At 64.6% G+C, this 26666-nt stretch carries 22 protein-coding genes; 6 read left to right on the forward strand and 16 right to left on the reverse strand.

Features of this window, described 5'->3' with window-relative positions; translation table 11 throughout:
• Window positions 1-61: 61 nt before the first annotated feature.
• Genes ACODS5_RS22185 through ACODS5_RS22210 form a run of 6 tightly spaced genes read right to left on the reverse strand, consistent with a single transcriptional unit; the run spans window position 62 to window position 6661 of the window.
• Window positions 62-349, reverse strand: a complete 288-nt coding sequence (locus ACODS5_RS22185) for a PAAR domain-containing protein (RefSeq protein WP_489109659.1) — start codon at window positions 347-349, stop codon at window positions 62-64.
• Window positions 334-1269, reverse strand: a complete 936-nt coding sequence (locus ACODS5_RS22190) for a hypothetical protein (RefSeq protein ID WP_489109660.1) — start codon at window positions 1267-1269, stop codon at window positions 334-336. Before ACODS5_RS22190 ends, ACODS5_RS22185 begins: the two co-directional genes overlap by 16 nt.
• Entirely contained in the window at window positions 1269-3152 is a 1884-nt protein-coding gene (locus ACODS5_RS22195; protein WP_489109661.1) for a hypothetical protein, read from the reverse strand. Before ACODS5_RS22195 ends, ACODS5_RS22190 begins: the two co-directional genes overlap by 1 nt.
• A complete protein-coding gene (locus ACODS5_RS22200; RefSeq protein ID WP_489109662.1) occupies window positions 3145-3987 on the reverse strand; it encodes a hypothetical protein in 843 nt (280 codons plus the stop codon). Before ACODS5_RS22200 ends, ACODS5_RS22195 begins: the two co-directional genes overlap by 8 nt.
• Window positions 3984-4559 carry a DUF4123 domain-containing protein gene (locus ACODS5_RS22205; RefSeq protein ID WP_489109663.1) on the reverse strand — a complete coding sequence of 192 codons (576 nt, stop codon included), beginning with the start codon at window positions 4557-4559 and terminating at the stop codon, window positions 3984-3986. The genes ACODS5_RS22200 and ACODS5_RS22205 overlap by 4 nt, the downstream gene beginning before the upstream one ends.
• Window positions 4556-6661, reverse strand: coding sequence for a type VI secretion system Vgr family protein (locus ACODS5_RS22210; protein WP_489109664.1), 2106 nt, complete (start codon window positions 6659-6661; stop codon window positions 4556-4558). The genes ACODS5_RS22205 and ACODS5_RS22210 overlap by 4 nt, the downstream gene beginning before the upstream one ends.
• A 327-nt stretch (window positions 6662-6988) precedes the next feature.
• Here ACODS5_RS22210 and ACODS5_RS22215 point away from each other — a divergent pair, with 327 nt between their 5' ends.
• The 5 genes from ACODS5_RS22215 to ACODS5_RS22235 all read left to right on the forward strand — a co-directional run bounded on the left by ACODS5_RS22215 (window position 6989) and on the right by ACODS5_RS22235 (window position 12333).
• Complete coding sequence (locus tag ACODS5_RS22215) at window positions 6989-8005, forward strand: WD40/YVTN/BNR-like repeat-containing protein (protein WP_489109665.1); 1017 nt, start codon at window positions 6989-6991, stop codon at window positions 8003-8005.
• Window positions 8002-10395 (forward strand): efflux RND transporter permease subunit, encoded by a 2394-nt coding sequence (locus ACODS5_RS22220; RefSeq protein WP_134693928.1) that lies wholly within the window; start codon window positions 8002-8004, stop codon window positions 10393-10395. The genes ACODS5_RS22215 and ACODS5_RS22220 overlap by 4 nt, the downstream gene beginning before the upstream one ends.
• 109 nt (window positions 10396-10504) lie before the next feature.
• Entirely contained in the window at window positions 10505-10771 is a 267-nt protein-coding gene (locus tag ACODS5_RS22225) for a DUF5629 family protein (protein WP_134693929.1), read from the forward strand.
• Window positions 10761-11891: a lactonase family protein gene (locus tag ACODS5_RS22230; protein WP_489109666.1), complete on the forward strand. Its 1131-nt coding sequence runs from the start codon at window positions 10761-10763 to the stop codon at window positions 11889-11891. The genes ACODS5_RS22225 and ACODS5_RS22230 overlap by 11 nt, the downstream gene beginning before the upstream one ends.
• A gap of 262 nt (window positions 11892-12153) precedes the next feature.
• Entirely contained in the window at window positions 12154-12333 is a 180-nt protein-coding gene (locus ACODS5_RS22235) for a hypothetical protein (protein WP_489109667.1), read from the forward strand.
• A gap of 23 nt (window positions 12334-12356) precedes the next feature.
• On the opposite strand, the gene ACODS5_RS22240 is transcribed toward ACODS5_RS22235, so the two are convergent.
• The 4 genes from ACODS5_RS22240 to ACODS5_RS22255 all read right to left on the reverse strand — a co-directional run bounded on the left by ACODS5_RS22240 (window position 12357) and on the right by ACODS5_RS22255 (window position 18809).
• Window positions 12357-13076: a ribonuclease T2 family protein gene (locus ACODS5_RS22240; protein WP_489109668.1), complete on the reverse strand. Its 720-nt coding sequence runs from the start codon at window positions 13074-13076 to the stop codon at window positions 12357-12359.
• A 263-nt stretch (window positions 13077-13339) separates the two neighbouring features.
• Entirely contained in the window at window positions 13340-13933 is a 594-nt protein-coding gene (locus tag ACODS5_RS22245; RefSeq protein ID WP_134693931.1) for a glutathione S-transferase, read from the reverse strand.
• Window positions 13930-17574, reverse strand: coding sequence for an AAA family ATPase (locus tag ACODS5_RS22250; RefSeq protein ID WP_489109669.1), 3645 nt, complete (start codon window positions 17572-17574; stop codon window positions 13930-13932). The genes ACODS5_RS22245 and ACODS5_RS22250 overlap by 4 nt, the downstream gene beginning before the upstream one ends.
• Window positions 17571-18809 (reverse strand): exonuclease SbcCD subunit D C-terminal domain-containing protein, encoded by a 1239-nt coding sequence (locus tag ACODS5_RS22255; RefSeq protein ID WP_489109670.1) that lies wholly within the window; start codon window positions 18807-18809, stop codon window positions 17571-17573. The genes ACODS5_RS22250 and ACODS5_RS22255 overlap by 4 nt, the downstream gene beginning before the upstream one ends.
• 323 nt (window positions 18810-19132) lie before the next feature.
• On the opposite strand from ACODS5_RS22255, the gene ACODS5_RS22260 reads away from it, so the two are divergent.
• Window positions 19133-19558: a DUF2628 domain-containing protein gene (locus ACODS5_RS22260; RefSeq protein WP_134693934.1), complete on the forward strand. Its 426-nt coding sequence runs from the start codon at window positions 19133-19135 to the stop codon at window positions 19556-19558.
• A gap of 82 nt (window positions 19559-19640) precedes the next feature.
• Here the strand turns inward: ACODS5_RS22260 and ACODS5_RS22265 are convergent, their stop codons facing one another.
• Genes ACODS5_RS22265 through ACODS5_RS22290 form a run of 6 tightly spaced genes read right to left on the reverse strand, consistent with a single transcriptional unit; the run spans window position 19641 to window position 26462 of the window.
• Entirely contained in the window at window positions 19641-21266 is a 1626-nt protein-coding gene (locus ACODS5_RS22265; RefSeq protein WP_134693935.1) for a BatD family protein, read from the reverse strand.
• The gene (locus tag ACODS5_RS22270; RefSeq protein ID WP_489109671.1) at window positions 21263-22981 is read right to left on the reverse strand and encodes a vWA domain-containing protein; all 1719 of its coding nucleotides are present in this window, start codon (window positions 22979-22981) and stop codon (window positions 21263-21265) included. Before ACODS5_RS22270 ends, ACODS5_RS22265 begins: the two co-directional genes overlap by 4 nt.
• Complete coding sequence (locus ACODS5_RS22275) at window positions 22978-24054, reverse strand: vWA domain-containing protein (protein ID WP_134693937.1); 1077 nt, start codon at window positions 24052-24054, stop codon at window positions 22978-22980. Before ACODS5_RS22275 ends, ACODS5_RS22270 begins: the two co-directional genes overlap by 4 nt.
• Complete coding sequence (locus ACODS5_RS22280; protein ID WP_134693938.1) at window positions 24047-24541, reverse strand: DUF4381 domain-containing protein; 495 nt, start codon at window positions 24539-24541, stop codon at window positions 24047-24049. The genes ACODS5_RS22275 and ACODS5_RS22280 overlap by 8 nt, the downstream gene beginning before the upstream one ends.
• A 13-nt stretch (window positions 24542-24554) precedes the next feature.
• Complete coding sequence (locus ACODS5_RS22285; RefSeq protein WP_134693939.1) at window positions 24555-25499, reverse strand: DUF58 domain-containing protein; 945 nt, start codon at window positions 25497-25499, stop codon at window positions 24555-24557.
• Between the two features lie 3 nt (window positions 25500-25502).
• Window positions 25503-26462, reverse strand: coding sequence for an AAA family ATPase (locus ACODS5_RS22290; RefSeq protein WP_134693940.1), 960 nt, complete (start codon window positions 26460-26462; stop codon window positions 25503-25505).
• Between the last annotated feature and the right edge of the window lie 204 nt (window positions 26463-26666).

Consider the following 26666-nt stretch of genomic DNA (forward strand, 5'->3'; position numbering starts at 1 on the left):
TCACGCGGTCCCTGTGGGCTCGCTGCAACGCCGCGATGTTTTTCACAAGGACGCTGGCTACTCACGCTTTTGCATGACCCCGCGTACAGGTTGAAAACACCTGGCAGCCGCACGCCAGTTCTGCTGGCTCGAAGATCAGCGGTTGCCCCTCGAACAGCACGCTCCGGTCGCCGCCGCTGACCAGCGGATAAACCCCCGCATGTAGCGGGCACTGCGCCCTGTCGCCCATTACGCACTGCGCTTGACCGTCGATCATCACGCCATTGGCTTCTATCATCGTTCCCCCGCCCGAATGCGTGTCACCCAGGCGAATGGCTCCATGTCCGGGCATGTTCAGTACTCCGTCCAAGTCTTCACCAGCGCTTCATACAAACCCTCCGGCACTGCCTCGGGGTTGAGCTTGCAGGCGGCTTTGAGAAAGTTGTCCAGCAGTGCGTCGCGCTCGAGCCGGGTATTGGGTGGGAGCGTTAGCGCGGCATAAGGGGTTGTCATCAAGGGGTGGTTGATGAAGGGGGTCGTTAACCCCAGCGTGCGGCGCAGGTTGATGATGGCAAGGATTTCGGCGGGGTAGACGGCTTCGAAGGTAGAGCCGAATTCGAAGTTGCCGGAGTCGACTTCCTTGGAGGTCAGGGCGATGCGTTCGATATGGGTATCACAGGCGGCCAGCAAGATGGGCAGCACTTTCTCGGGGTTGGGTTCACGCCAGTGGGCGACCAACTGGCCCCAGGCGGGGTCACGGGGGAGGGCATGTTTGTCGAGGTCGAAGGGCTTACCGAGCCAATCGCCGATGAGGGTCAGGCCAAAGGCGGCGTAGCGAAGGGTTGTCCCAATGGGGAGCTTGTTGCCATCGGCGACGCCGTAACCGCCCTCCAAACCGGAGAGAACAGCTTGATGGCAAGGGCGGATTAAACTGAGCTGGCCGGTGGCCAAGGTACAAAACATATTGTGAGTGATGCCGTCGAGGTCATCGTAGTGTGTCTTTTTTGTACCCTTCATTTTTTGTACTGTTAAACAGTTGGCGAACATCATCTTTAGCGTGGCGGCGGCGAAAAGCTTTTTTGCTTCAAGAGGGGCGGTTGTGGCGAGTGCAAGGCTTTTTGCAATGTCATTCATCCCCAGTTTGAATACTTCATCGCAGGCAGTTTCGATTGTCTCGTTGTCTTTTATGTATTCGGATACAAGGTTTGTTCGGGTTGGTAGTTTTCCGAGAGCCCAGTTTGGTGTGTCTTTTAGGCTTTTTGATAAACGTTTATTTGTGGGGGGTGTCATTATTGGTCCCATCTGTTTATTTGAATGCCAGTCGATTCGCCAACAATTTTATTGAGCTGGCCGTTCGGGCTGAAAAATACCTGGGCGTGAAGGTATGAAGCTTTTCCATTTCTAACAGCGTCGCCAAGAATTTGTGAATTGTTCACGAATTCAGGGTAGTGTTGCGCTAACTTTTCAACGTCCCAGCCTTGCCTTCTTTTGTTGATCAGCGCCTGTATCCGTTTTGTGTTATTTGCCCCACCCCCCGCCTGTGTTTTAAGAAACCCTGGAGTCTTGCTCTTACCCAGCGTGGTCTTCACCTCAATCACCAGCAGCGTCCCCGGCTCGAACACTAATTCCTCCACCGGTGAAGTGCCTTTGAGCCCATCGATGTGATGGCGCATGGCGTTGGTCGTGGGGTTTCTCACCGTCATGGTCGGCGGTGGCGGGACGTACACCAGCATGTCGATGCCTTGGTCGCTTTTGTTCTTCAAGCCGAACTGGCTGGCTTTGCCAGGGTGGGTACTCAGCCCGAGGATGTTCTCCGGCTTGACCTTCCAGTGCTTGATGAGCGCCGCGGCCAGGGCTTCTTCACCGGCATCGGCGACCACCCGGGTCAGGCTGCCGCCCATGCGCACCGGGCCAACGCTGTGCTGGATCAGCGCCACCAGCCGGTCACGCAGGGTGCTGGCCATGTAGGCGTAGTCAGCCCTGGCGCCGTTGGCTTCCAGGCTGATCAGGCTGGCGTTGCGCTCGGTCGAATGCAGTTCGCTGGCGCGCACGCGCAGGCCACCGTCATCCGCGCGCCGTTCGATCCGGGTTTCGAGCAGGGTGACTTCACCAGCGCTGCGGTTTCCCAGGCGCTGCACCTGTTCCTGGGTCAGCGCGGCGTTGTCCAGTTGCACGGTGGTCACGCTGCCGGGGCGCAGCTTGTGCATCAGCCAGCGGGCGCCGCCAAACGCGGCAGGCAGCAGCAAGGCCAGGTTGATGGCCATGAACACCTGCTTGCCACGGTCCTCGGCGGTCGCCGGGTTGGCCAGGCGGGCCAGTTCGGTGAAGAACTGCTCGCCGATGCTCAGGCCTTCGCCGGTGATCATGCGGCTGCTGCCATCGACCATGGCATCGGCAGCCAGCGCTGCCTCCAAGGCGAGGAAAGCATAACGCCCGGCCGTGGCCGTGCCCTGGATGCCGCGTACCACCGGTACCATCGCCAGCACGCCCAGGGCCACTTCGCCAGCGCCGAGGACGCCCCGCCAGAAGCGTGCCTGGGCTTTGGCCTGGGTAAAGTGCAATGCCAGGTCTGCGCAGGCCTTGTCGACCGGATAGTGCCCTTCAGGGGGGTGCCAGGTGTACGGCGGGCTGATGCGTTGCTCGCCATGCTCGTCACGGTACTCGCCGCGCGGCACTTCGGCCCACTGGGCATGGGTGAAACTGGCGTAGAACAGGGTGCTGTTGGCAAAGAAGAAGTTGCGCTGCAGCTCAAAACCCAGGCCCTGGTGGGTACGCACCGCCAGATGGTCAAGGATGGGCGGCGCCAGGTCGTCTCGCTCCATTTGCTCGTCGATGCATAGCAGCTGGATCTTCTCGATACTGACAAAGGCCAGGAACTCGGCCAGCCAGGCGTCGCCCAGGGTGCTGCCAGCGTGTTCGAGCACTTGCTGCAGGAAGGTATCGCGGTAATTGCGGGTGCGGTCGCGGATCCAGGGGTTGTGGCGAAACCATAGCGGCTCGACGCCCTGCGCGGAGGGGATGCCCGCCAGGTGGTCGCAACCGTCCTTGCCGTCGAGTGAGAACAAGGCGCCCGGCAGGCAGCAGGGGATACAGACGCTAGCCGGGGCGGGCAACGCGCCGTCGCGTATGCCGTGGCGCAGGTTTTCAAGCGGGGTGGCGAGTGCTTCAGGCATCGGGCTGTCCTTGCGTAAGGGCGTGCAGGTGGGTGGTGAGTTGGCCGGCCACCACCCGGCTGCGCTCGCGTGGGCACTCCAGCTGATCCAGTGGCGCTACCCATGATGTGAACAGTGGGCTGATGTGGAAGAAGCGCCCGAACGCGATGGCCAGCAGGATGTGCAGCAGTACCTGGCTGCGCCCAAGGGGCGTGAGCTTGGCCAGGTCGTCCGATGGCCGGGGCAAGCGCATGCGGTAGTGCTGGTGCGCGAGCCGTTCGTTGCCGTTGAGCTGCTTGTGGCGGATTTCAGGTAGCGCGTGATGCGCGCAGGCGTCGGTTTCGTACAGGCAGTAGGTGTCTTCGTGGGCGGTTTCAGGCAGGCCGCGCAGCGTCATCAGGTAGGCAAGGTGGTGCCAGAGCCGGGTCGGGTCTTCAGTGGCCTCACGCCAACCGAGAATGCCCAGTGCCACCTCATGCATGCGTGGGAGTTGTCGTTCGAGGCGTATGCGTTCGTTGACGGCACGCTCGGCGAGCAACGCCAGTCGCTCGTGCTGAGTCAGGCCGCTAGCCTCCAGCACAGCGCTCAGCGGCTGGCAGGCCGGGTCGTTCCACCAGCCGACTCCCAGCAGGATATGCGGCAGTAGCAGCACGCTGTAGTCCTGGTGACTCACCGTCGCTGATCGTGCGATCACGTCCCCGGCGATGGCGATCGTAGGCGGCAAGTGCTCGGCTGAGGTATGCAGGGTGGCCAGCGAGGTGCCGAGCACTTCTTGCAGGTAGGCAGCAAGGCGGCGGTTCGTGGCTCGCAGCTCGGCTGATCGCATGGCCGCCAGGTCGATAGTGGGCAGGTTCATTGGTGCGGCGCCTTGGCAGGTACCAACCAGGCGAGGTGGTCCTGGCGCTCGCAGGTTTGCGCCAACTGCTCGAACAACGGCTGGACGCTGATCGCCAGGCCGGCCTCTGGGGCGTGGAAGTAGAGCGTGCGCAGACGCCCATGATCGAACAGTTGTGCCAACTGTTCGGCTTGGTGCGCGAGGGACTCGACGTACAGGCTCAATGCATGTGGGTTGCCCAGGCGCAGCCAGTAGCGCTTGCTGCCCTGCTGCAGTTTGCCGACGCGTCGCAGGTGGCGTGCCAGCGCATCGACTGGCATGGCGGTTGCGAGGGCGGTGAACGGCAACTGGCCTGCGCTGCTGCCAAGCCAGTTATCCAGGTCGCTGCCCGGAACCAGCCTGAACAGCCAGGGTGCGTATCTTTCCAGCCCGGCGCTGCGCTGCAGGTGCCACAAGCACTGGTGCTCAATCCCATGAAATTCCAGGCGCGCAAGCAGTTCGGCGTTGGCGGTCGCTTCGGCGAGCAGGATCAAGTCGCCACCAAGCGTGTCGGGGCAAGTGGTGTTTGCGCGCAGTTGGTGGCACAGGCTCATTTGCGGGCCTTGCCACTGAACGGGCACTCTTCGACCAAGGGTGAGCCGTCACGCACAGCTGCTTCGATGGCCTCGATCTGGTTTTGTGCGCCGCTCTGGTAGGTGACATTGCCGATGAAACGGATCGCCGCCGCTTCGAGGGTAATCCCCTCGGCATCGAAGACAATCTTGCCGTTGGGGCCTCTGATGTGGATACGCTCGGTGCCTTGCAGCATATAGGACCGGGTCAGCAGCGCTTGCGCCGTCCTGGCTTCGAGGGTGCGCGTGCCTTCGACGATGAGTGTCTGGTTGCCACCGATGCTCACGTGTTGATCGCGGCCAATGGTCTGCGTGCTGGCATCGCCGATGTGGCGTGACTCGTTGCGGTCGATATGGGTGACGCTGTCCTGGTGGACGTGGTCGTGCCGGTCGCGGCCGATGTCGATTCGTTCGTCCCGGGCGGTGCTTGCATGGGCGTCGCGCCCGGTCTTCGTGGCTCGGTCGTTACCGATGATGAGCTGTTCGTCGTGGCCGACCTTGGTGTTCATGTCCCGCTGGGCGTGGATGAACACTTCTTCGCGCCCCAGTTCGTCCTCGAAGCGCAGCTCGTTGAAACCATCGCCCTTGTGGGTCTGGCTCTTGATGGTCATGCGCGTCTTGTGGTCCGGCAAATCGTAGGGCGGCAACTGATCGGCGCAGTAGGTCCGCCCGCAGATCATGGGTTGATCCGGGTCGGAATCGATGTACTGGATCAGTACTTCCTGGCCAACTCTCGGGATTGCCATCGAACCCCAACTGCCGCCTGCCCAGAATTGGGAGACGCGCACCCAGCAGGAACTGAACTCGTTGCTGGCGCTCTCACGGTCCCATGGAAAGCTGACTTTGACCCTGCCCCACTCGTCGCAATAGATTTCCTCGCCAGGCGGGCCGACCACGGTGGCCATTTGTGGCCCATCGATACGGGGCTTGGGTAGGGCGGCGGGGCGCCATTGGGCCATGCCCGGCACCAGTCGCGCCTGCAGGTCGTAGCGGGTGCCTTGTTCAGCCTCGGCAGATTCCTCCTCCAGGCTGGTGTACTGAATGCCGGTGTGGGTAACGCTGGCTACGCGCCAGGGTGCGTTGAGGTCATCGCGCGGGTGGCCGACGAGAACGAACGCAAGGCCGGCTTGCAGGCGCGGGTCGTCGCCCTCGACTTCGGCCATGCGGGCATCGTGGCGCAGCGCAGCCATGCGGGTTTCGGTGAATGGCTTACCGACCGCGCCACGCTTGTAGCGTCCAGGGTAATCAAAACGTTCATAGTCATTCGATGGATGTTTCAAGTCGTATGCGTAGGCGAACTCCTCCAGATGGAAGGCGGGGTACCTGAACGAGTAATCCCGCTGTACCTGTTGCTCCGTACGCACGTGCTCGCTGTAGTGAAACCAGCGCAGACAGGGCAGGTGTTGCCCGCCAGTGCCATTGACGTGGTACAGCACGCGGCGCATGGAGGGGGCATCCTGGTCCTCGGACCTGGAGCATGCGTCGTCGGTGGCTGTGATGGGGGCGTAGCTGATCATGCCCAGCGTCAGCACCTGGTCGGTGAAAATCAACTTGTGCTGGTCGGTTGTGTGCTCGAAGCGAAAGAGGAAGCCTTCTTCCGCTGCCAGCCTGGCCATGAAGTCGAAGTCGGTTTCACCGGCCTGCACACAGAACTCACGCACCTGATGTTCGCGGCTGGCGTGTACATCGAAGTAAAGGATGCCTTGGCGCTTGAGCATCAGTTCGAGGATCTGCGGCACGGTTTTGTGCTGAAAGATGCGCCAGTTCGAGCGCAGCCTGGCGCGGGCCAGCTGCGGCTCCACCACGGCGCGGTAACGTGTCCGACGAAAACCGCTGTCGCCTTGGGTGAGGGTGCTGACAAGGCCGTGCACACGGCGCACCGCGTGATCACCATCCCACAGCGTGAACAGTGCTGGCTTATCCAGCAGCGTGCCGAAGTCGACATCGTCGGCTTCGCTGGCAAGTTCCAGTTCGAGGGTGAACGGTGCGCTGAGCGCCTCCGTAAGTTTGAACGTCACCACATCGAATTCGGCGTCGCTGCTCAGCGGCTCGAAGCTGTAGCGCAGATTTGCTTGGTGGTGCATTGACCGCTCCTTGTCCAGATTACAGCGAGCGCGAGTCCAGGCATGGGCGCTCGTTTGAACATCGGAGAAGGACGGTAAATACGAATAGATAGGAAGTATTGCCGGGAAAATCCGATGCGGCCGTAGGAAACCTCCTTGGATGAGGGCGGGTATCGGGCTGACTCGCCGAATGTGCTGGCGGTTAACAAAACATAACGTCCCGCTCGTTGTGTTCTGTCGGACAATCCCGATAGCATGGCCAGAAGCTATTCCAGGCCTCTGGAACAGGGGTTTCGGCAGTACCTGGCAATAGATTGACCCACCACAAGAACACAACAGGGGGCAGTCATGAGAGAGCGGATTACGCCACGTCGCCGGCTGGCGGCAGGCGCGATGCTGGCATTGGTGCTGGGCATTGGCGCTGGCAGCGTCGAGGCGGCGGTGGCCGCCGACGACTATTCGGTGGAATCGGCCAAGGCCAGCCAGAGCCTGTTGATCGGCGCCACCCACGCCGGCCAGCGCCTGGTGGTGGTTGGCGATCGCGGCCATATCCTGTTCTCCGACGACCAGGGCAAGACCTGGACCCAGGCCCGGGTGCCCACCCGGCAACTGCTTACGGCAGTGTTCTTCCTCGACGACAAGCGCGGCTGGGCGGTCGGCCATGACGCTCAGATCCTCGCCAGCAACGACGGCGGCGCGACCTGGAGCAAGCAGTTCGAAGACCTGTCCCGCGAAGCGCCTTTGCTCGACGTGCGTTTCGTCGATGCTCAACATGGCTTTGCCGTCGGCGCCTATGGCGCGCTGCTGGAGACCACTGATGGCGGTCAGCACTGGCAGGACGTCGGCGAGCGCCTGGACAACCCCGACCAGCTCCACCTCAACGCCATCACCACGGTGAAGGACGCCGGCCTGTTCATCGTCGGCGAGCAGGGCAGCATGTTCCGCTCCAGCGATGCCGGTCAGAGCTGGACGGCGGTGCAAGGCCCCTACGAGGGCTCGCTGTTCGGTGTGATCGGCACCGCTCAGCCCAACACCCTGTTGGCCTACGGCCTGCGCGGCAACCTGTTCCGCTCCACCGATTTTGGCGATAGCTGGCAGCCGATCGAACTCAAGGCCGAGCGCGGCCCGCTCGAATTCGGCCTGGCAAACGCTACGCTTCTCGAGGACGGTAGCCTGGTGCTGGTCGGCAATGGCGGCAGCGTGCTGCGCAGCCATGACGACGGCCAGACCTTCAGCGTGCGCAATCGCGCCGACCGCATCGCCCTGGCCGGGGTCAGCGGCCTTGCCGGCGGCGGCCTGCTGCTGGTGGGGCAGGGCGGCGTGCACCTGGCCTCGGCCGACGGTGTAGAGGAGGTGCGTCCATGACCAGCCGGGAGAGTTTCGACATGCAGCACAAGGACAAGGCCACCCTGCTGGAACGCCTGATCTTCAACAATCGTCCGGCGGTTATCGCCATCTGCCTGCTGGTCAGCGTGTTCCTGTTCTGGCAGGCCACGCAGATCCGCCCGTCCACCAGTTTCGAAAAGATGATCCCGCTGCAGCACCCGTTCATCGAGCAGATGATGGAGCACCGCAACGACCTGGCCAACCTCGGCAACACCGTGCGCGTGTCGGTGGAGGCGGTCAATGGCGACATCTTCGACAAGGACTATATGGAGACCCTGCGCCAGATCCATGACGAGGTGTTCTACATCCCTGGTGTCGATCGCGCGGGCCTTAAATCGCTATGGAGCCCCAGTGTGCGCTGGAGCGAAGTCACCGAGGAAGGTTTCTCCGGCGGCGAGGTGATCCCCAACACCTACAACGGCTCCCAGGACAGCCTCGACACGCTGCGCGACAACGTGCTCAAGTCTGGCCAGGTCGGGCGCCTGGTGGCCAACAACTTCAAGTCGAGCATCATCGACATCCCGCTGCTGGAAAGCCACCCCGACCCGCAGGACCCGGGCAAGCAGGTCAAGCTCGACTACCAGCAGTTCTCGCATCAGCTCGAGGAGAAGATCCGCGACAAGTTCCAGGCGCAGAACCCCAACGTGAAGATCCACATCGTCGGTTTCGCCAAGAAGGTCGGCGACCTGATCGACGGCCTGGTGATGGTGGCGTTGTTCTTCGGCGTGGCGCTGCTGATCACCTGGGCGCTGCTGTACTGGTTCACCTGGTGCATCCGCAGCACCATCGCCGTGCTGATCACCACCCTGGTCGCGGTGGTCTGGCAGTTGGGGCTGATGCATGCGGTGGGCTTCGGTCTGGACCCATACTCGATGCTGGTACCCTTCCTGATCTTCGCCATCGGCATCTCCCACGGGGTGCAGAAGATCAACGGCATCGCCTTGCAGTCCAGCGACGCCGACAACGCCCTGACCGCCGCGCGCCGTACCTTCCGCCAGCTGTTCCTGCCGGGGATGATCGCCATCCTTGCCGACGCGGTGGGTTTCATCACCCTGCTGATCATCGACATCGGCGTAATCCGCGAGCTGGCCATCGGCGCTTCGATCGGCGTGGCGGTGATCGTCTTCACCAACCTGATCCTGCTGCCGGTGGCGATCAGCTACGTCGGCATCAGCCAGAAGGCCATCGCCCGCAGCAAGAAGGACGCCACCTGTGAACACCCGTTCTGGCGCCTGCTGTCCAATTTCGCCAGCGCCAAGGTGGCGCCGGTGTCGGTGGTGCTGGCGCTGCTGGCCTTCGCCGGCGGCCTCTGGTACAGCCAGAACCTGAAGATCGGCGATCTCGACCAGGGCGCCCCGGAGCTGCGCCCGGACTCGCGCTACAACCAGGACAACAGCTTCATCATCAGCAACTACTCGACCAGTTCCGATGTGCTGGTGATCATGGTCAAGACCCCGGCCGAGAGCTGCTCGATCCACTCGACCATGGCCCCGATCGACGAGTTGATGTGGACCATGGACAACACCCCAGGGGTGCAGTCGACCATCTCCCTGGTGACCGTGTCCAAGCAGGTCATCAAGGGCATGAACGAGGGCAGCCTGAAGTGGGAAACGCTGTCGCGCAACCCGGACATCCTCAACAACTCCATCGCCCGTGCCGACGGCCTGTACAACGCCGACTGCTCGCTGGCGCCGGTGCTGGTGTTCCTCAACGATCACAAGGCCGAAACCCTGGAACGGGTCACCGCCGCGGCCAAGGCCTTCGCCGACAGTCACAACAAGGATGGCTTGCAGTTCCTCCTGGCGGCCGGTAACGCTGGTATCGAAGCGGCCACCAACGAGGTGATCAAATCGGCCGAGCTGACCATCCTCATCCTCGTCTACATCTGCGTGGCGGTGATGTGCATGATCACCTTCCGCTCGTTTGCCGCGACCCTGTGCATCGTCCTGCCGCTGGTACTGACCTCGGTGCTGGGCAACGCGCTGATGGCGTTCATGGGGATCGGCGTCAAGGTCGCCACGCTGCCGGTGGTGGCGCTGGGCGTGGGCATCGGCGTGGACTATGGCATCTACATCTACAGCCGCCTGGAAAGCTTCCTGCGTGCCGGCCTGCCATTGCAGGAGGCCTACTACGAAACCCTGCGCTCCACTGGCAAGGCGGTGCTGTTCACCGGCCTGTGCCTGGCCATCGGCGTGTGCACCTGGATCTTCTCGGCGATCAAGTTCCAGGCCGACATGGGCCTGATGCTGACCTTCATGTTGCTGTGGAACATGTTCGGCGCGCTGTGGCTGTTGCCGGCGCTGGCGCGCTTCCTGATCAAACCAGAGAAATTGGCGGGCAAGGAGGGGGGGTCGATCTTCGCCCATTGAGTGACGTCAAGATCGCGGCTCTAGCCCGCTCCCACGATGTGCTTGGCGTGGGAGCGGGCTAGACCCGCGATTGCGTATAATGGCGGCATTTGTCTGAAATGGTATTGCCATGAGCACCCTCGCCACCGCCCTCGAATCCTGCGACATGCTGCTGATCGACGGCCTGCACGCTTTCGATTTCACCTTCGACGAATCCGGCCTGACCATCGAATGCATGGACGGTCGCCAACTGCGCCGCTGGATCTTCAACGCCGACCAGGTGGCCGCCGCCAGTGGCGCGGGCGACGACTGGAGCCTCAGCGATGGCGAGGGCGAGCATCGTCTAGTCTGTATGAGTGCTTTGCGTGCCCCGGATGAACAAGACGATGAACAGTAAATGGACACGCCTGCTGACCGCAGGCCTCATCACCCTGTCGATGGAGACCCAGGCCGCCACCTTGCTGGTGGGCAGCTACACCGATGGCGGTAGCGAAGGGATCTACCGCTACGACTTCAATCCCCACACAGGGCAGATTGACGCCACGCCCCGACAGGTGGTCAAGAGCGTCAGCCCTTCGTGGCTGGTGCTGTCGGCGGACCAGCGCCTGCTGTTCGCAGTCAATGAAACGCCCCAAGGCCAGGTCAGCAGTTTTTCGCTGGGCAAACAGGGCGAGATCAATGCGTTGAACCAGGTGCCAAGCCTGGGCGATGAGCCAACCCACGCCAGTCTCAGCCATGACCAGCGCTACTTGTTCGTCGCCAACTACGCGGTGGCCGCCGATCCAGGCGGCAGCCTGGTGGTGGTCCCGGTGGCGAAGGACGGCAAGCTCAAGCCAGTGGTGCAACAGGCCCGGCACACACCGAGCAAGGTCAATCCCGAGCGCCAGGCCGGCGCCCACGTGCATTCGCTGGTGTTGTCGCCCGATGGCCGCCACCTGTATGCCAGCGACCTGGGCGCCGACAAGGTGTTCATCTACCGCTACGACGGGGCCAGCCCCAAGCATCCGCTGAGCCCGGCGATTCCGCCGTCGGTGGTGCTGCCGCCGGGTAGCGGTCCGCGCCATCTGTTGTTCGACGCCAAGGGCCAGCATGCCTACCTGACCCTGGAAATGAGCGCCGAGGTGGTGGTGTTCGATGTGCAAGGCGGTGCCTTGAGCGAGCGCCAGCGCCTGCCGCTGACCGAGAACAAGGACGCTGCCGCGAAAGCTGCGGGCGGCCTGCACCTGTCGGCCGACGGCCGCTTCCTGTATGTCAGCAATCGCGGAACCGCCAACGAGATCGTGGTGTATGCCGTGGGCAAGGACGACGGCCAGCTGACCTTGCTGCAGCGTCGTTCGGTGGAGGGCGATCATCCTCGGGAGTTTGCCCTCGACCCTAGTGGCAACTACCTGTTGGTGGCCAACCAGAAGAGCAACCAGATCGTGGTCCTGCGCCGCGACCCGCGCAAGGGCACTTTGGGCGAGACGGTGCAGAAGCACGCGCAGCCAGCGCCTTCGGACCTCAAGTTCCTGGAATGAACGTGCGCTTGCGCAGCGGCCTTGTGTCGCGAACGGCTGCGTAGCAGCCCCGGCATTGATGTATCAACGCTGAGACCCTGGGGCCGCTCTGCGGCCCTTTCGCGACACAAGGCCGCTCCTACAGGGCGCGCGGACCATTATCGATCAGCGTGATAATCGCTACTGCTGTAATGAATTTCAGTGGTCGAGCCCATCGGCGTAAGTTTTGACCCAAGGCCCCGACGGGGCAATGTCAAAACCACCGATGTCGAGGTCCGCCCACATGAACTTCAATCTCTTCCCGATCATCGCCGCTTCCGCCATCTCAGCCTCTGTCGTGCTACCGGCCCACGCCCAAGTCCAGGTCAGCGCGAACAAATCGTCGATCCAGACCTACACCCAGAAGTACCTGCAGCAGAGCGCCAACTTCTATGCGGCGCTGGACCACAAGGCCCAGTACTGAGCCCACTTGACCGGGGGCCTGGTTCAACTCCGGGGTTTAGGCACCGGTGGAATCCAGGTCTCCTGCTCTTGGCATTGAATGCCAATCTGCAGGTTTCGTTCATCCAGGTAGGGATGGCCATCCTTATCGATCAGGTAGAACACCTCGTGCAGGTATTGCTCGCCGTTGGCACGGTAGCAACGGAATGCCGTGTTGTCTGGAAAGGTCTTCCTGATCTCGGAAAATAGGGTCTTTTTACCAATCAGGCCCTTGAAACTGTCCTCGTCCTCAAACTTCTTCACGCCTGCAAGCACGACCATGTCCTGGAAGTAGGCCTGCATCGTCTTGCCAGAGCACGTCCCGTGTTTGCGCCATTCATGGTCGAACATGCCTTCTGGGTCTTCGGTGACCAGTGCTCGAAGCGGTTTGTTGTCCAGCACGGCCTTCATTTCCTCTGCCGGCATCGTGCAAACATCGTTGCTACAGGACGGAGAGCTGGTGCAGTTCTGCGGGTGCCGATTGGTCTTGTCACCTTCGGACTTGCTGTACGGCCACAAGCCGTGGCTCAGTAATTTTTTGGGCGGTTGCTCGCAGCCTGGGGTCTTAGGTTTCATGATGCAGAAGGTCGGTTGCCAGGTGAACGAGTAAACCAGGAAGTCTGTCTTGAACTCCTCCTGGGAGGGGCCGGCAGCTTCGTTCGTATCCAATCCCCATGCGTTGCCGATGCAGACCAGCAGCAGTGCCCCGAACAGCTTCTTGCGCATTGTCATGACCATGTCCCTTGGCGGTGGCCGCAGCGAGTGCCGCGGCCCATGGCTCACTAATACCGTTGTGAAGCCTTTGCGGCCACTGGCAAAAATGCCAGGTGGGACGATCCAATGTAAAGACCGTGGTGATATCACATGGCCATGTGATTTAATTTGACGCTAAATTTTTGACTCTCTGAAGGGGCAGGGCATGATGTGGCGTATCACGGCGGTTGTGTTGTTGCTGATGTCCGCGCCAATCCTGGCGCTGTGACAGCGTTTCATTTGGCCATGATGGCGTTGAACAAGGCCGAATCCAGCCATCCTTGCAGCCAGCTGCGCAGTCGCGGATAAGCCGCCTCGGCGAACCATTCGGGTTCGACCCCGGCAAACTGGCGCATCAACGGCAGCACCGCGGCGTCGGCCAGGCTTGGGTGATTGGCAAACAGAAATGCTCGGTCCGCGAGCAGGTTTTCCAGCTCGGCCAGCCAGGCTTCGGCCTGTTGTCGATAATGCGCCCTGGAATATTCGGGATAGCGTTCGGCATATTTGTACAGGTTTACCTGCGCCTTGAACCTGCTGTCGTTGCGGGTGATCAGCGCATCGGCCTGGCGCGCCGCAGCCGGGTCGGCCAGCAGGCGCCAATCCTCGGGGTCGTGCTGCTCAAGGGCCCAGCGCATGATGTCGAGGCTTTCTTCCAGTACCCCGTCACCGCTATCGAGCACCGGCACCGTGCCCTTGGGCGACAGTGCCAGCAGCTCGGCCGGCTTTTCCTTCATCTTCACTTCGACTACCTGCACCGCGCACCCGGCATAGCGTAGGGCCAGGCGCGCGCGCATGGCCCAGGGGCAGCGGCGGAACGAGTAGAGAATCACCCGCACACCTCGACATCGCTCAGGCCATTGCCCTGGCGGCGTACCTGGATCTGCACCGGGATGCGTTCGTGCATCTCCTGCACGTGGGAGATCACTGCCACCTTGCGGCCTTGGGCCTGCAGGCCGTCAAGGGCGTCCATGGCCAGTTGCAGCGACTCGGGGTCGAGGCTGCCGAAGCCCTCGTCGATGAACAGCGATTCGATGCGCAGGGTGCTGGAGGCCATCGACGCCAGGCCCAGCGCCAGCGCCAGGGAGACCAGGAAGGTTTCGCCGCCCGACAGCGAGTGTACCGAGCGCAGCTCGTCGCCCATCTCGGTGTCCAGTACCAGCAGGCCCAGCGCGCTGCCGCCACGCTTGAGGCGGTAGCGTCTGGCCAACTGGCGCAACTGGCTGTTGGCGTGGTGCAGCAGCAGGTCGAGGTTGTAGCCCTGGGCGATCTTGCGGAACACATCGCCCGAGGCCGAGCCGATCAGCGCATTCAGGCGCGCCCAGCGCTGCCATTGCTGATAGGCCTGCTCGATCTGCTCGGCCAGGGCCTGGCTGGCCTGCTGACGGCGCTGGTCGTCGGCCTGACGGGCGCGGAGCTCGGCGCAGTGCTGCTCGTGAACGGCCAGTTGCTGCTGGAGTTCGGCCAGGGCTTGTTCCAGCGTGTCGACGGGGACGTCGCCCTGGGCTTGAGCGGCATGTTGTTCAAGGCGTTGCTCACGCTCCTGGAGCAGCACGCGGGCTTGCTCGACGGCTTTCTGCGCGGCTTGCAACTGCTCGCGCAGCTCGCCAAGCTGGGCGTCGTCGATAGCCAGCAGGCGATCGAGGCCGGCGTCGTCCAGCTCTGGATGTGCGCCGCGCCACTGGGCGATTTCGCCCTGCAACTGCTGGTGCTCCTGTTCCAAAGCCTGTTGGCGCTGCTGGTTGGCCTTGAGGTCGCCGGCCAGTTGCACGCTTTGGGTGTGCAGCGCTTGCAGTTTCTGGGCGCAGTCGGTCTCGGCGCTGCGCGCCTGTTCCAGCTGGGAGTCCATGTGCTGTTGCCAGGCTTCGGCGCTGGGCTGTTCACCAAGCAGCTCGCCCAGGGTGGCGCGGGCCTGCTGATGTTGCGCGTCCAGCGCGGCGAGTTTCTGTTGCAGTTGCTGCTGGCCTTGCAGGCGTGTCTGTTGCTGGTCGCGCAGCTTGTCGAGCTGGACTTGACGGGCCTGTTGCTCTTGCTGCTCGTCCTTGCGCAGGTCGAGCTGTTGGCGGCGCTGGGCGATCTGCTGGTCGAGGCCGAGGAAGGCGTTGGCCGGATCGTCGCGCAGGGCCTGGAGAATGTCCTGGGGCAGCACGCTGCCCAGGTCGTCGAGGCTTTGCTGCAGTTGCTGGGCGTCGGCGGCCAGGGCCTGGTGCTGCTGGTCGAGGTGACGCTGCGCCTGTTGCTGGGCCTCGCCTGCGGCCTGCAATTGCTGGGTAAGGCGAGCGGCATCCTTTTGCAGGGTGAGCAGGGCGCCCTGACGTTTCTCGTCGCGGTCGATCTCCTCGCCGAGGCGGCGTAACTGGCCGTCGAGCCACTTGCCGCGGGCCGCGTCGTCCTGCGGGGCAAGCGCCGGCCACAGGGCATGGGCCTGGAGCTGTTCGGTCACAGGCTGCAACTGCTCGCCGAGCTGCTGTTGTTGTTGCTGGTAATCCTTGAGCTGGGCATTGACCACGCCCAGTTCGGTGCGCAGTTCCACCAGCTTGCCATTGAGCTGCTCGACTTGCTTGTGCGCCGCCTCTTCTTCGGCCTGGTCGTGCCGACCAAGGCTGTGCAGCAGCGCTTCGGGCTGGTGGAACGGGTGTTCGGCGCTACCGCAGACCGGGCAAGGCTCGCCGTCGCGCAGTTGCGCGCGCAGCTCCTCGACGCTGGTGTTGCGCGCCAGGCGCTGGCGCTCGAGCAATTGACGGGTGAGGGTCAGCGCTCGCTCGGCGCTTTCCAGTTCGGCCTTGGCCGCGGTGCCTTCGCCGATCAATTGCTGGCGCCGCTGCATGGCTTGCTGCTGGCGTTCATGCAGGGCGGCGATGGCCTGGCGCAGTTCCTGCTCGCGACCATGCAGGCGGCCCAGTTCTTCGACGGCGCGCTGTTGCTTGCGGTTGTCCTGGAGCATGGCGCCGAGCAGATCGACCTGCTCGGCCAACGCATCGGGTTCGGCACCGGCCTCGCGGAACAGCAGCTCGAAATGTTCGCGTTGCCCTTGTAGTTGGGCGTTGGCCTGGCTGGCCTGGGCCTGCAGCCCGGGCAGCTCTTCGCGGCCCTTGGCCAGGCGGCCGCCGATCAGCATGACCTGCTTGAGCTGTGGCAGATAGGCCTGCCAGGCGTCGGCGAGGCTGGCCAGGTGCTGGCTTTCGGCCAGGGCGGCATCGATCTGCGACAGCTGCTGCTGGCTGCGCTGCTGATGGTCTTCCAGCTGTTGCAGCTGCTGCTGGCCCGCGCTGGCCTCCCGCTCGACCTGGTTACAGGCTTCGCGCTGCTCGGCCAGGTCCTTGTCCAGGCGCGCGATGTCGCCTTGAGCGGCGAAGGCCTGGCGCAGGCGCGGAGCGTTTTCGCCTTGCTGGGCCTGCTGCTGGCCCAGGTGCTGGCGGGCGGCCCCGAGGGACTGCTGCAGTGCGTCGATATGTTGCTGCAGATCGCTTTGCTGGCGTTGTTGCTGGTCGATATCCGCCTGCACCGGGGCCAGTTGCGCGGCCAGGTGCTGTTGGCGATGGAATTGGTGGCGCTGGGGCGCCAGGCGCTCCAGGCGTTGCAGGTCGACGCGCTGCTCGGCCAGTTGCTGCCACGCCTGCTCGGCGGCTTGCAGGGCAGTGCCGGCCTCATGCTGCTGGGCCTGCAGGCGCTGCTGTTCTTCGAACCAGGTGCGCTGTTGCTCGAGCAGGCGCTGGCGCGACTGGTCGGCCTTGAACTGTTGCTGGGCCAGTTCCAGTTCCTGGTCGAGGGCGGCGCGGGCTTCGGCGGCCATCGGCAGCAGGTGCTCGGCCTGTTTCTTCAGGTCGTTGTGAACCTCGCCGGTTTCCCGAGCCTTGCTGAAGGCGCGTTGGCCGAGGCGGGTGTAGATCGCCGTGTTGGTGAGCTTTTCCAGCAACTCGCTGCGCTCGCGGTCGTCGGCCTTGAGGAAGGCGCCGAACTCGCTCTGGGCCAGCATCACCGCGCGGGTGAACTGCTCGAAATTCAGGCCCAGTCGGGCCTCGACCAACTGCTTGTATTCGTTCTTGCCGCTACCCAGCAACTGATCGCTGTCCAGGTCGTAGAGGCTTTGGCGGCTGAGTTGCAGCTTTCCGTTGGCCTTCTCACGGGCGCGGTTGGCTTCCCAGCGGGCGCGGTAGCGGCGCCCGTCGATACCGACGAAATCCACTTCGGCAAAGCCGCTGCCAGTGCCCCGGCGCAGCAGGTTGCGCGGGTCGGAGGTGGGTATTTCTTCGTCACCGTCTGGCACCTTGGCTTCGCGCTTGATGTCGTTCAACCGTGGCACGCTGCCGAACAGGGCCAGGCACAGGGCGTCGAGCAGGGTGCTCTTGCCGGCGCCGGTGGGCCCGGTGATGGCGAACAAGCCGGCGCTGGCCAAAGGCTCGGCGGTGAAGTCGATGTCGATGGGGCCGGCGAGGGAGGCCAGGTTCTTCAGGCGGATGGCGAGAATCTTCATGGCTGTTCCTCTTCTTGCAGCACGTCCTGCAGCAGCTCGGCAAAGTCGGCCAGGGCCTGCTCGTCGGCGGGGTTGCCGTACTGTTGCTGCCAGGCACGGCCGAACAGGTCCTGCGGGGTCATCTGGGCCAGCTCGACGAACGCCTGTTCATCGTCGTCCTGGCGCCCGGTTCCGGCGTACTCGGCGCTGATACGCACCAGGCGCACGGCCTTGCCGTGCAGGGCGGTCTCGATCTGCTGGCGCAAGTCCGGTTGCGGCTCGTCCAGGCGCACCCGCACCTCCAGCCAGGGCTGGCGGTTGGGGTCTTCGAGCAGGTCTATCACCGGCAACTGGGCGAGTTGTTCGAGCAACTCGCCCAGCGGCGCCGGGCCGACCCGTTGCAGGGCCACGGCGCGCGGTACCAGGCGCGCCTCGACGCTGATCAGTTCGCTGCCCGCCAGCTCCACTTCCAGCACCTGGTGCGGGTAGTTGATCTCGGCGAACGACAACGGGATCGGTGCGCCGCTGTAGCGGATGCGTTCCTCGCGGTTGACCTTCTGCGGCTTGTGCAGGTGGCCGAGGGCGACGTAGCTGATGGCCTTGTCGAACAGCCGCGCCGGCAGGGCCTCGGCATTGCCGATGATCAGGCTGCGCTCGGAGTCCTCGCTGATGCTGCCGCCAGCCATGTGCGCGTGGCTGACGGCGACCAGTGCCTGGTCCTTCTTGCGGATTTTTTGCGCGGCGCCGATCAGTTGTTCATGTACCAGGGTGATGCCCTTGAGGTAATCGTCGCCCAGGGCGGGGCCGGTGACTTCGGCCGGACGCAGGAAGGGCAGGGCCAGGCACCAGGCGCAGACCTTGCCGCGGGCGTTGGTCAGCGGAATCAGCAGGCGCTCGGCGTCCAGTTGGCCTTCATCGAGCCAGTGCACACGCCCCAGGGCATGGGTGCGCAGGCGGCGCATAAGCGGCGCCGGCAGCTCGATGCGCGAGCCGGAGTCGTGGTTGCCGGCGATCATCACGATATCCAGCTTGGGCTGTTGTTCGTGGGCTTGGACGATGAAGTCGTAGAGACGTTCCTGGGCTTTGACCGGCGGGTTGACGGTGTCGAAGATGTCGCCGGCGATCAGCAGGGCGTCGGGCTGGCGCAGGCGCAGTTGGCCGAGCAGCCAGTCGAGGAAGCAGGCGTGTTCGAAGTCGCGTTCCTGGCCGTGCAGGCTTTGGCCCAGGTGCCAGTCGGAGGTGTGAAACAGACGCATGGTTGACCTGTGGTTTGTCGAATCAGGCAAGCCGCCGCGTGTCATGAATGGGCTCGCGCAAGGGCGCGTATGGTAACCCAAGTCGGCCTTGGGCATCGGCGTCGGCATGGTCGCTTGTTGGATATTCCCGTGAATGGTTTAATATTTTGAAACAAGGATGTTTCATGAAACCCCGCATCGCGTCATTCCCATTCGTATCGTCGTCCCGGATACCGTCCGTGGCGCGCTTGCGCGTGGGTTGAGGGTTTCAGTAACCATGCGCGTGCTGGCAGGGATGCTGTCGCCGTGTGATACCCGCTTTATCGAATGTCAAAGGATCTGCAATGGAAAGTATTCCGCAAACCCAGGCCCCGGCCGACCTGAGCCGCTACAAGCCGAAATGGCAGGAGCGTTTCGCTTTCTTCGAGCAGAGCGGCGGCCCTCGTGACCCACGCTTCAAGCAAGCCTTCAAGGCGCTGCCGCTGGGCAAGCGCCTGCTGATCAACATGAACTGGCTGGCGTTCTTCTTCGGCCCGATCTACCTGTTCGTGCTCGGCCTGTGGAAGAAAAACCTGGCGTTGCTGGGTATTTCGGTGCTTATCGGGGTGGCGCTGGGCTTTTACGAAGGCATCACCGGCACTGAGCTGCCACGCGCCGTGGACACTGGCGTGAACTGTGGCCTGGCGGCGCTGTGGGCCACCGTGACCAACTACGCCTACTACCTCAAAGAGGTCAAGGGCCAGCAAGGTTGGAACCCGTTCGAGAAGTAGGCGGCACGCACAGGGCGGCGCTGCTCGCGCCATGCCTGGCCGTAGGCGAGCGCTCATCACCGATGCGGTGATAGCGCCCGCTTCATTTCGGATACAACGGCGGCAGGTTGCCGGTTTCCCCGGCCGGTGTCAGCACCTGTTCGGCGGGTGGGATGGCGCCGATCGCCCGCCACAGCTCATCGCCATGCCAATACTGGCCACTCTCGCTGTACAACGCCCCATTCAACCCATCCAGCGCATCGGACAACGGCACGAAACGCGCCGCCATCTCGGCCAGGGTTTCCGGCTGCTGCCGCGCCCAGGCATCCAGTGCCTGGCGCGTGGCCTGCGGGTCGTTGGCCTGGCAGGCGCGCTTGAGGTCGTCGAGCAGGGTCCGTGGGCTTGGGCCGCTCTGTGCGGCGCGCAATACCGCCGGTTGGGAGCGGGCACGCCACCATAAGGCGAAGCCGGCCAGGGTGGTCAGGGCCAGCACCAGCGTGGCCAGTTGCCAAGGCCAGAGCAGGGCGTTGCCGACACGGCTTTCGCCGACCGGGGTTTCCGCGCTCAGGGCTGGGTTGTCCTGCACATCCAGGGTGCGTGCCGGCAGGCTGCTGTGTTCCAGATGGTCCTCGCGGGTGTTCCACCAGGTGACTTCCAGCGCTGGCAGCGCCAGTTGACCACTGTGGGTGGGCACCAGCGCCTCGCGCTCCTCGCGGTTGGCGATCATGCCGCGCTCGCTGATTTCGTTGCGCAGCAGCGGTTGGTCCGGGTAGCGGCGCAGGCCGACGGCCTCGGTAGCCGGCAGCGGCGGCAACTGGGTGCTCGACAGGCCCTCGGCGCGCAGGGTGACGTTGCGCGTCAGCGAGTCGCCGATTTGCGTGGCTTGCTGGGCCGGGTCGGGGTTCCAGTGTTCTTCCAGGGTCAGGCTGCGCGCCGGCAGCCAGGGGCGGTCGGCCGGGTAGCCGGCGGGGATCGGCTTGACCTCCAGGCGCAACGGCAGCGAGCTGACCTGCACCTGGCGCCCGACCCGTGGCGTGCCGGCAGGCTGCTCGCCGTTGTCGGCGGCGGTGGCGGTGAACTTCAGTGGCGGTATTTCGAGCGGGCCGCTCTGTTGCGGGTAGAGCGCGTAGCGGGTTTCGATCACGCCATGGCGTACGCCGTTGATGTCTTTTTCGTAGGTGCGCGATTCACCCAGCGGGTCGACCTTGGCGTTTTCCAGTTGTAGCGGGCTGAGGCTGCTGTCGTCGTACAGCGCCACCGAGTGGTAGATGCGCAGGGTCAGCACGGCCTGGGCCTGGACATACACAGCGTTGCTGTCGAGGGTGGCCTCGATGAACACCTGGGAGGCCACGTCCGGGCGCTGGCTGTCGGCCTGTTGCACCTGCAGCTCGATCGGCTGGCTGCGGGACTGGCCCAGTTGCAGTGGCGCAATGCTCAGGCTGCCGCTGCGCCGTGGTAGCAGGGTGATGATCCAGCGGGTGCTGGCGCGGGTTTCGCCGTCCAGGCTGTGCAGGCTGTTGAGCTGGCGCGTGCCGCGGACCTCGAAGTCGGGCTCGAGGGCGCGCAGGTCGGGTTTGCCGAACTGGGTCACGTCCTGGCTCTCGAGGGTCAGTTCCAGGGTTTCGCCGGCTTCCAGGCGTGTACGGTCGACACTGGCCTGCAGGGTAGGTTCGGCCTGGGCCGCGAGGCTCCACAGCAGGCCAAGAAGACAGACGCCGAGGCGACTCATCGTGGGTTTTCCTGATGCAATTGCTGTTCGTACCAGAATTTGCGCCGCAGCAGCTCTGCCGGGTTGTCGGGAATCTCCCGCAGCCATTGTTCCAGGGCCTGGCGCTGTTCGGCGTCGAGGCTGGTGGAGAGCGGCCGCTGTGGCGGCTGGGTGACGCTGTCATCATCGCCGCCGGCGTTGCCGGGCGGTGCCTGGGTGTTGCCGTTGCTGTCGCCGGAAGCCTGGACCTGGGCCTGCTCGTCGCTGCCGGGAGTACCCTGGACCTGGCTGCTGGCCGAGCTGCTGTTGCCCTCGGTGTCGTTGCCCGGGCTGCCCTGGGTATCGGCATCGGCGGGTTGCTCCTGGGCCTTGGCCTGGCGTTGCTGCAACAGTTGCTGGACCAGCGCCTGGTTGTCCAGCGCAGGCTTGAGGTCGGGCTGGCGCTCCAGGGCTTGCTCGTAGGCGTCCAGCGCCGCTTCCAGCTCACCGGCGCGGGCCAGGGCATTGCCTCGATTGTAGTGCGCGGCGGCGCTACTGCCTTGGGCGAAGGCCGCCGCCGCGCCCGCGAAGTCGCCGGCCTGGTACAGGGCCATGCCGCGCCATTGTGGGTCTGCGAAATGCCTGGCGGCGGCGGCCGGTTGTTGCCGCTCCAGCAGTCGTTGGCCCTGCTGGTCAGGACGCAGCCACAGGTCGTTGAACTCGAAGGCCTGGCTTGGCTGCGGCAGCGCCAGCAGCAGCGGCAGGCAGAACAACCAACCGCGCCGGCCGGCGCAGGCGGCGAGCAGCAACAGTGGCAACAGCAACCAGTATCCCTGGTCGGCCCAGCTGTCCAGTTGCAAGGTCTGGCCGTCGTTGTGCAGCAGGCGTGGGTTGTCGAACAGCCCCAGGCCGCGCAGGTCGAGGTCGTCGATGCGGGCATGGCGGTAGCGCCCGCCGGTGCTGCTGATGAACGCCTTGAGCGAAGCGCTGTCCAGGCGCGGCACGAGAATGCCACCTTGTGCGTCCTTCAGATACTCGCCGTTGGCCTGGCGCACGGGGGCGCCCTCGCTACTGCCAATGCCCAGCATCAACAGGCTCGGCCCTTGGCGGCCAAGGGCCTGGAGGATGCCGGTGCGCTCCTGCTCGCCCAGCGCCGAGCCGATCAGCAGCAGGCGGCCTTGGCCCAGGCCGCTCTGGGCCAACAACGCCAGGCCCTTTTGCACGGCCAGGTCGGCGCGCTGGCCGGGCTGCGGCATGATAGACGGGTCCACCGCCTCGAGCAGGTTGCGGGTAGTGCCCAGGTCGTCGGACAGCGGCACCAGGGTATGGGCGGAGCCGGCGTAGACGATCAGCGCGGTCTGGCTGTCGCGACGGTGCTCGAGCAGGTCGAGCACCTTGCGCCGAGCTTGTTCCAGGCGGTTTGGCGCGCTGTCCTCGGCAAGCATCTGTGGGGTCAGCTCGAGCAGGATCACCAGTGGGTCGGCCGGGCGCTGGCGGGTTTCCTCCAGGCGTTGCCAGCTTGGCCCGAGCAGCGCCAGCACCACCAGCAGCCAGGCCAGGCCCAGGGCGACCCACGGCAGCTTGCCGCTGCCGCCACGCCCGCCGCCAAGCAATACGGCATGGAATTGCTGCGGCAGGATCAGTTGCCAACGCCCGGCGCGCTTGCGCCGGTGCCAGAGCTTGAACAGCAGCCAGCCAAGCAGTGGCACCACCAGCAGCCAGAGCGGACGCAGCCATTGTGGCCAGAGGTCGATCATCGCCGCCTCCTCAGGCGCAGGCGCTTGAGGCGCTGACGCCATTCCGGGTGCGGTTGCAAAAAGCGCGGCTTGCGCAGCAGGCGTTGCAACAGGTTGTCCGGCCATTGCACGGCCACCACCAGCAACACGCTGAGCAGCAGCGCCAAGCCCAGTGGCCAGGCATACAGCTCGCTTGCCGTGCGCGCCTGGGTGGGTTGCTGGGCTACCGGCTCCAACTGGTCGAGGGTATCGCCAATGGCGTCCAGCTCGGCTCCGTCGTGGGCGCGGAAGTAGCTGCCATGGGTGATGTCGGCGATCTCCTTGAGCGCCGCTTCGTCCAGGTCCAGGCTCGGGTTCAGCCCGAGCAGGCCGGGGGTGCCGCTGGCCTCGGGGTTGGCGCCGATGCCGATGGTGTAGATGCGCACGCCTTCCTGGGCGGCCAGGCGCGCGGCGGTCAGCGGGTGGATCTGTCCGCCATTGTTGGCGCCATCGGTGATCAGGATCAGCACCCGGCTTTGCGCCGGGCGCTGGCGCAGACGCTTGACCGCCAGGCCAATGGCGTCGCCGATGGCGGTGTTCTTGCCGGCGATGCCGATCTGCGCTTCGTCGAGGAAGGTGCGCACGGTGCGCCGGTCGAAGGTCAGCGGCGCCTGCAGGTAGGCTTGGCTGCCGAACAGGATCAGGCCGACCCGGTCACCCTGGCGGTCCTGGAGAAAATCGCCCATCAGCGCCTTGACCAGGTCCAGGCGGCTGATTTCATCGTTGTGCCATTGCATGTCGGGGAAGTCCATGGACCCGGACACATCCACCGCCACCAGCAGGTCGCGGCCGCTGGCCGACACCGGCACCGGCTCGCCCAGCCATTGCGGGCGCGCCGCAGCCAGTAGCAGCAGCAACCAGATCAGCAGGAACGGTGCCTGCTGGCGCCAGGTCGGCAGGTTCAGTCGCGCGCGCCGACCGGCCAGGCCCTCGAGCTCATCGAGAAAGCCCACCTTGAGCACCGGCTCGCCACTGTCGGCGGCAGGCAGCAGCAGGCGCGCCAGCCAGGGCAGCGGTAGCAGCAGGAAGATCCACGGCCAGGCCAGTTCAAACATGCTTGCGGATCCAGGTTTCGACCGCCTGGGCGAGGCCGGCGATGGCCTTGTCGTCGAGCTTGCACTCGGGCTTGTAGGCGCCTTCGACCAGCACCATCCAGCGCGTCAGGCCGGCGGCCGGGCAGCGGTTGTCGAGAAACGCCAGCCACTGGCGGCCGTTGAGGGTGTGGCTGTTGGCGCCGGGGTAATGGTTGCGACACAGGCGCTTGAGCAGGGCGTTGATCTGCTGCAGCCAGGCACCGGCCGGGGCGCCGTCGTAGGGGCGTGGCAGCCGGGCGAGCTCGGCCAGGGCTTCGACGCGCACCGGGTCCAGGGGCTGTTCGGCGCGTACCACCCGCGCCTTGCGTGGGCGCCAATGACGCAGGCGCCACAGGCTCCAGCCGAGCAACGGCAGCAGGACGAGCAGCAGCCACCAGCCAGGAGCAGGCGGCCACAGGCCGATCGCCTGCGGGGCGATCAGCGGCTGCAACTGGTCGAGCGGGTTCATCGCTGGCCGCCGTTCATGATGTATTCCGTGGACGTTGTGCGTTCAGGTACTCGCGCAGTTGTTCGATCATGTCGCTCTGGGTGCTCAGCGGCATCAGCACCACCCGCAGCTTTTGCGCCAGCAGCTCCCAGCGCTCGATGCGCGCTTCGGCTTGCTGGCGGTAGGCTTGGCGCAGAGTCGCGTCGAGGGTGTCGAGCTCCAGTTGCGCGCTACGCTGGGCGAAGCGCAGCAGGCCGGCTGCTGGCAGAGCGTGGTCGAGGGGGTCGCTGACCGGCATCAGCAGCACGTCGCAATGGCGCGAGAGCATCGCCAGGTGCTGTTCGACGCTGGCGCTGAGGGCGCGCTCGTCGCAGATGACGATGGCCAGGCTGCCCGGGCGTAACACCTCGCGCGCCCGGCGCAGGGCCAGGCCCAGGCTATCGGGTTGCGGCACAGCCTCGGTGTGCAGGGCCTGGTTGACCTTGGCCAGGCGGTTGAGCAACTGCAGCAGGCTTTGTTTGCTGCGCCGGGGCTTGATCTCCAGGTGGTCGCTGTCGCCGAACACCAGGCCGCCAATGCGATCGTTATGGCCCAGCGCGGCCCAGCCAAACAACGCGGCGGCCTGGGCTGCCAGCACGGACTTGAACATCAATCCGGAGCCGAAGAACAGCCGTTGGCTCTGTTCGACCATGATGAAGATCGGCCGTTCGCGCTCTTCATGGAACAGCTTGGTGTGCGGTTCCTGGGTGCGGGCGGTGACGCGCCAGTCGATGTTGCGCACATCGTCGCCGGCCTGGTACACGCGCACCTGGTCGAAGTCGACGCCGCGCCCGCGCAGCCGGGAGTGGTGCAGGCCGACCAGCGGGCTGCGCTGGCCGGGGCGCGAGAACAGCTGGATCTCGCGCACGCGGTGACGCATGTCGATCAGCTCGGCGAGGCCAATGCGGATACCGGGTTCGGCCACGTGCGCGGTGGGCATGGGTCAGGCGACGGCGACGACGTCGAGGATACGCTGGACCACGCGGTCCTGGTCGACCCCGGCGGCTTCGGCCTCGAACGAGAGGATGACGCGGTGGCGCAGCACGTCGAACAGCACCGCCTGGATATCCTCGGGGCTGACGAAGTCGCGCCCGGCCAGCCAGGCGTGAGCGCGGGCGCAGCGGTCAAGGGCGATCGAGCCGCGGGGGCTGGCGCCGTAGGCGATCCAGTCGGCCAGTTCGCTGTCGAACTTGGCCGGGGTGCGGGTGGCCATCACCAGTTGCACCAGGTATTCCTCCACGGCGTCGGCCATGTACAGGCCGAGGATTTCCTTGCGTGCGGCGAAGATTGCCTGCTGGCTGACCCGGCGCTCGGGCTTGACCTCGCCGCCCAGCGCCTCGCCGCGAGCCTGCAGGAGGATGCGCCGCTCGACGGCGGCGTCGGGGAAGCCGATCTTCACGTGCATGAGGAAGCGGTCGAGCTGGGCTTCGGGCAGCGGGTAGGTGCCTTCCTGTTCGATCGGGTTCTGCGTGGCCATCACCAGGAACAGCGGCGACAGTTCGTAGGTGCTGCGGCCAACGCTGACCTGGCGCTCGGCCATGGCTTCGAGCAGGGCCGACTGGACCTTGGCTGGGGCGCGGTTGATTTCGTCGGCGAGCACCAGGTTATGGAAGATCGGGCCTTGCTGGAACACGAAACTGCCGGTTTCCGGGCGGTAGATCTCGGTACCGGTGATGTCGGCGGGCAGCAGGTCGGGGGTGAACTGGATGCGATGGAACTGGGCTTCGATGCCCTCGGCGAGCTCCTTGATGGCCTTGGTCTTGGCCAGGCCGGGGGCGCCTTCGACGAGCATGTGGCCGTCGGCCAGGAGCACGATGAGCAGGCGCTCGACCAGTTTTTCCTGGCCGAGAATCTGGGAAGAGAGAAAGGTGCGCAGCGCGATCAGCGCTTCACGGTGTTCCATCGTCGACGGTTCCTGGGGATGGGCCCTGGCGCGCTGGGAGCGGTTGCCGGGCGAGGGGGGATACTTTAATCCATCCGGGGGGGCGGGGACCAATGGAGGTTTGCAAAAATCGTGTAAAGGATGAATTGGGAGGCGACACTGTTCCGATCCCGATCCCGATCCCGATCCCGATCCCGATCCCGATCCCGATCCCGATCCCGATCC

Source organism: Pseudomonas sp. FG47, from assembly GCF_057809115.1.

Coding starts and splice junctions, on each gene's coding strand:
- ACODS5_RS22225 (WP_134693929.1), top strand. CDS start 10,505: ATGAGCACCCTCGCCACCGCCCTCGAATCCTGCGACATGCTGCTGATC.
- ACODS5_RS22290 (WP_134693940.1), bottom strand. CDS start 26,462: ATGGAACACCGTGAAGCGCTGATCGCGCTGCGCACCTTTCTCTCTTCC.
- ACODS5_RS22270 (WP_489109671.1), bottom strand. CDS start 22,981: ATGATCGACCTCTGGCCACAATGGCTGCGTCCGCTCTGGCTGCTGGTG.
- ACODS5_RS22190 (WP_489109660.1), bottom strand. CDS start 1,269: ATGACACCCCCCACAAATAAACGTTTATCAAAAAGCCTAAAAGACACA.
- ACODS5_RS22250 (WP_489109669.1), bottom strand. CDS start 17,574: ATGAAGATTCTCGCCATCCGCCTGAAGAACCTGGCCTCCCTCGCCGGC.
- ACODS5_RS22240 (WP_489109668.1), bottom strand. CDS start 13,076: ATGCGCAAGAAGCTGTTCGGGGCACTGCTGCTGGTCTGCATCGGCAAC.
- ACODS5_RS22265 (WP_134693935.1), bottom strand. CDS start 21,266: ATGAGTCGCCTCGGCGTCTGTCTTCTTGGCCTGCTGTGGAGCCTCGCG.
- ACODS5_RS22260 (WP_134693934.1), top strand. CDS start 19,133: ATGGAAAGTATTCCGCAAACCCAGGCCCCGGCCGACCTGAGCCGCTAC.
- ACODS5_RS22215 (WP_489109665.1), top strand. CDS start 6,989: ATGAGAGAGCGGATTACGCCACGTCGCCGGCTGGCGGCAGGCGCGATG.
- ACODS5_RS22200 (WP_489109662.1), bottom strand. CDS start 3,987: ATGAACCTGCCCACTATCGACCTGGCGGCCATGCGATCAGCCGAGCTG.
- ACODS5_RS22205 (WP_489109663.1), bottom strand. CDS start 4,559: ATGAGCCTGTGCCACCAACTGCGCGCAAACACCACTTGCCCCGACACG.
- ACODS5_RS22220 (WP_134693928.1), top strand. CDS start 8,002: ATGACCAGCCGGGAGAGTTTCGACATGCAGCACAAGGACAAGGCCACC.
- ACODS5_RS22195 (WP_489109661.1), bottom strand. CDS start 3,152: ATGCCTGAAGCACTCGCCACCCCGCTTGAAAACCTGCGCCACGGCATA.
- ACODS5_RS22255 (WP_489109670.1), bottom strand. CDS start 18,809: ATGCGTCTGTTTCACACCTCCGACTGGCACCTGGGCCAAAGCCTGCAC.
- ACODS5_RS22235 (WP_489109667.1), top strand. CDS start 12,154: ATGAACTTCAATCTCTTCCCGATCATCGCCGCTTCCGCCATCTCAGCC.
- ACODS5_RS22285 (WP_134693939.1), bottom strand. CDS start 25,499: ATGCCCACCGCGCACGTGGCCGAACCCGGTATCCGCATTGGCCTCGCC.
- ACODS5_RS22230 (WP_489109666.1), top strand. CDS start 10,761: ATGAACAGTAAATGGACACGCCTGCTGACCGCAGGCCTCATCACCCTG.
- ACODS5_RS22210 (WP_489109664.1), bottom strand. CDS start 6,661: ATGCACCACCAAGCAAATCTGCGCTACAGCTTCGAGCCGCTGAGCAGC.
- ACODS5_RS22275 (WP_134693937.1), bottom strand. CDS start 24,054: ATGTTTGAACTGGCCTGGCCGTGGATCTTCCTGCTGCTACCGCTGCCC.
- ACODS5_RS22280 (WP_134693938.1), bottom strand. CDS start 24,541: ATGAACCCGCTCGACCAGTTGCAGCCGCTGATCGCCCCGCAGGCGATC.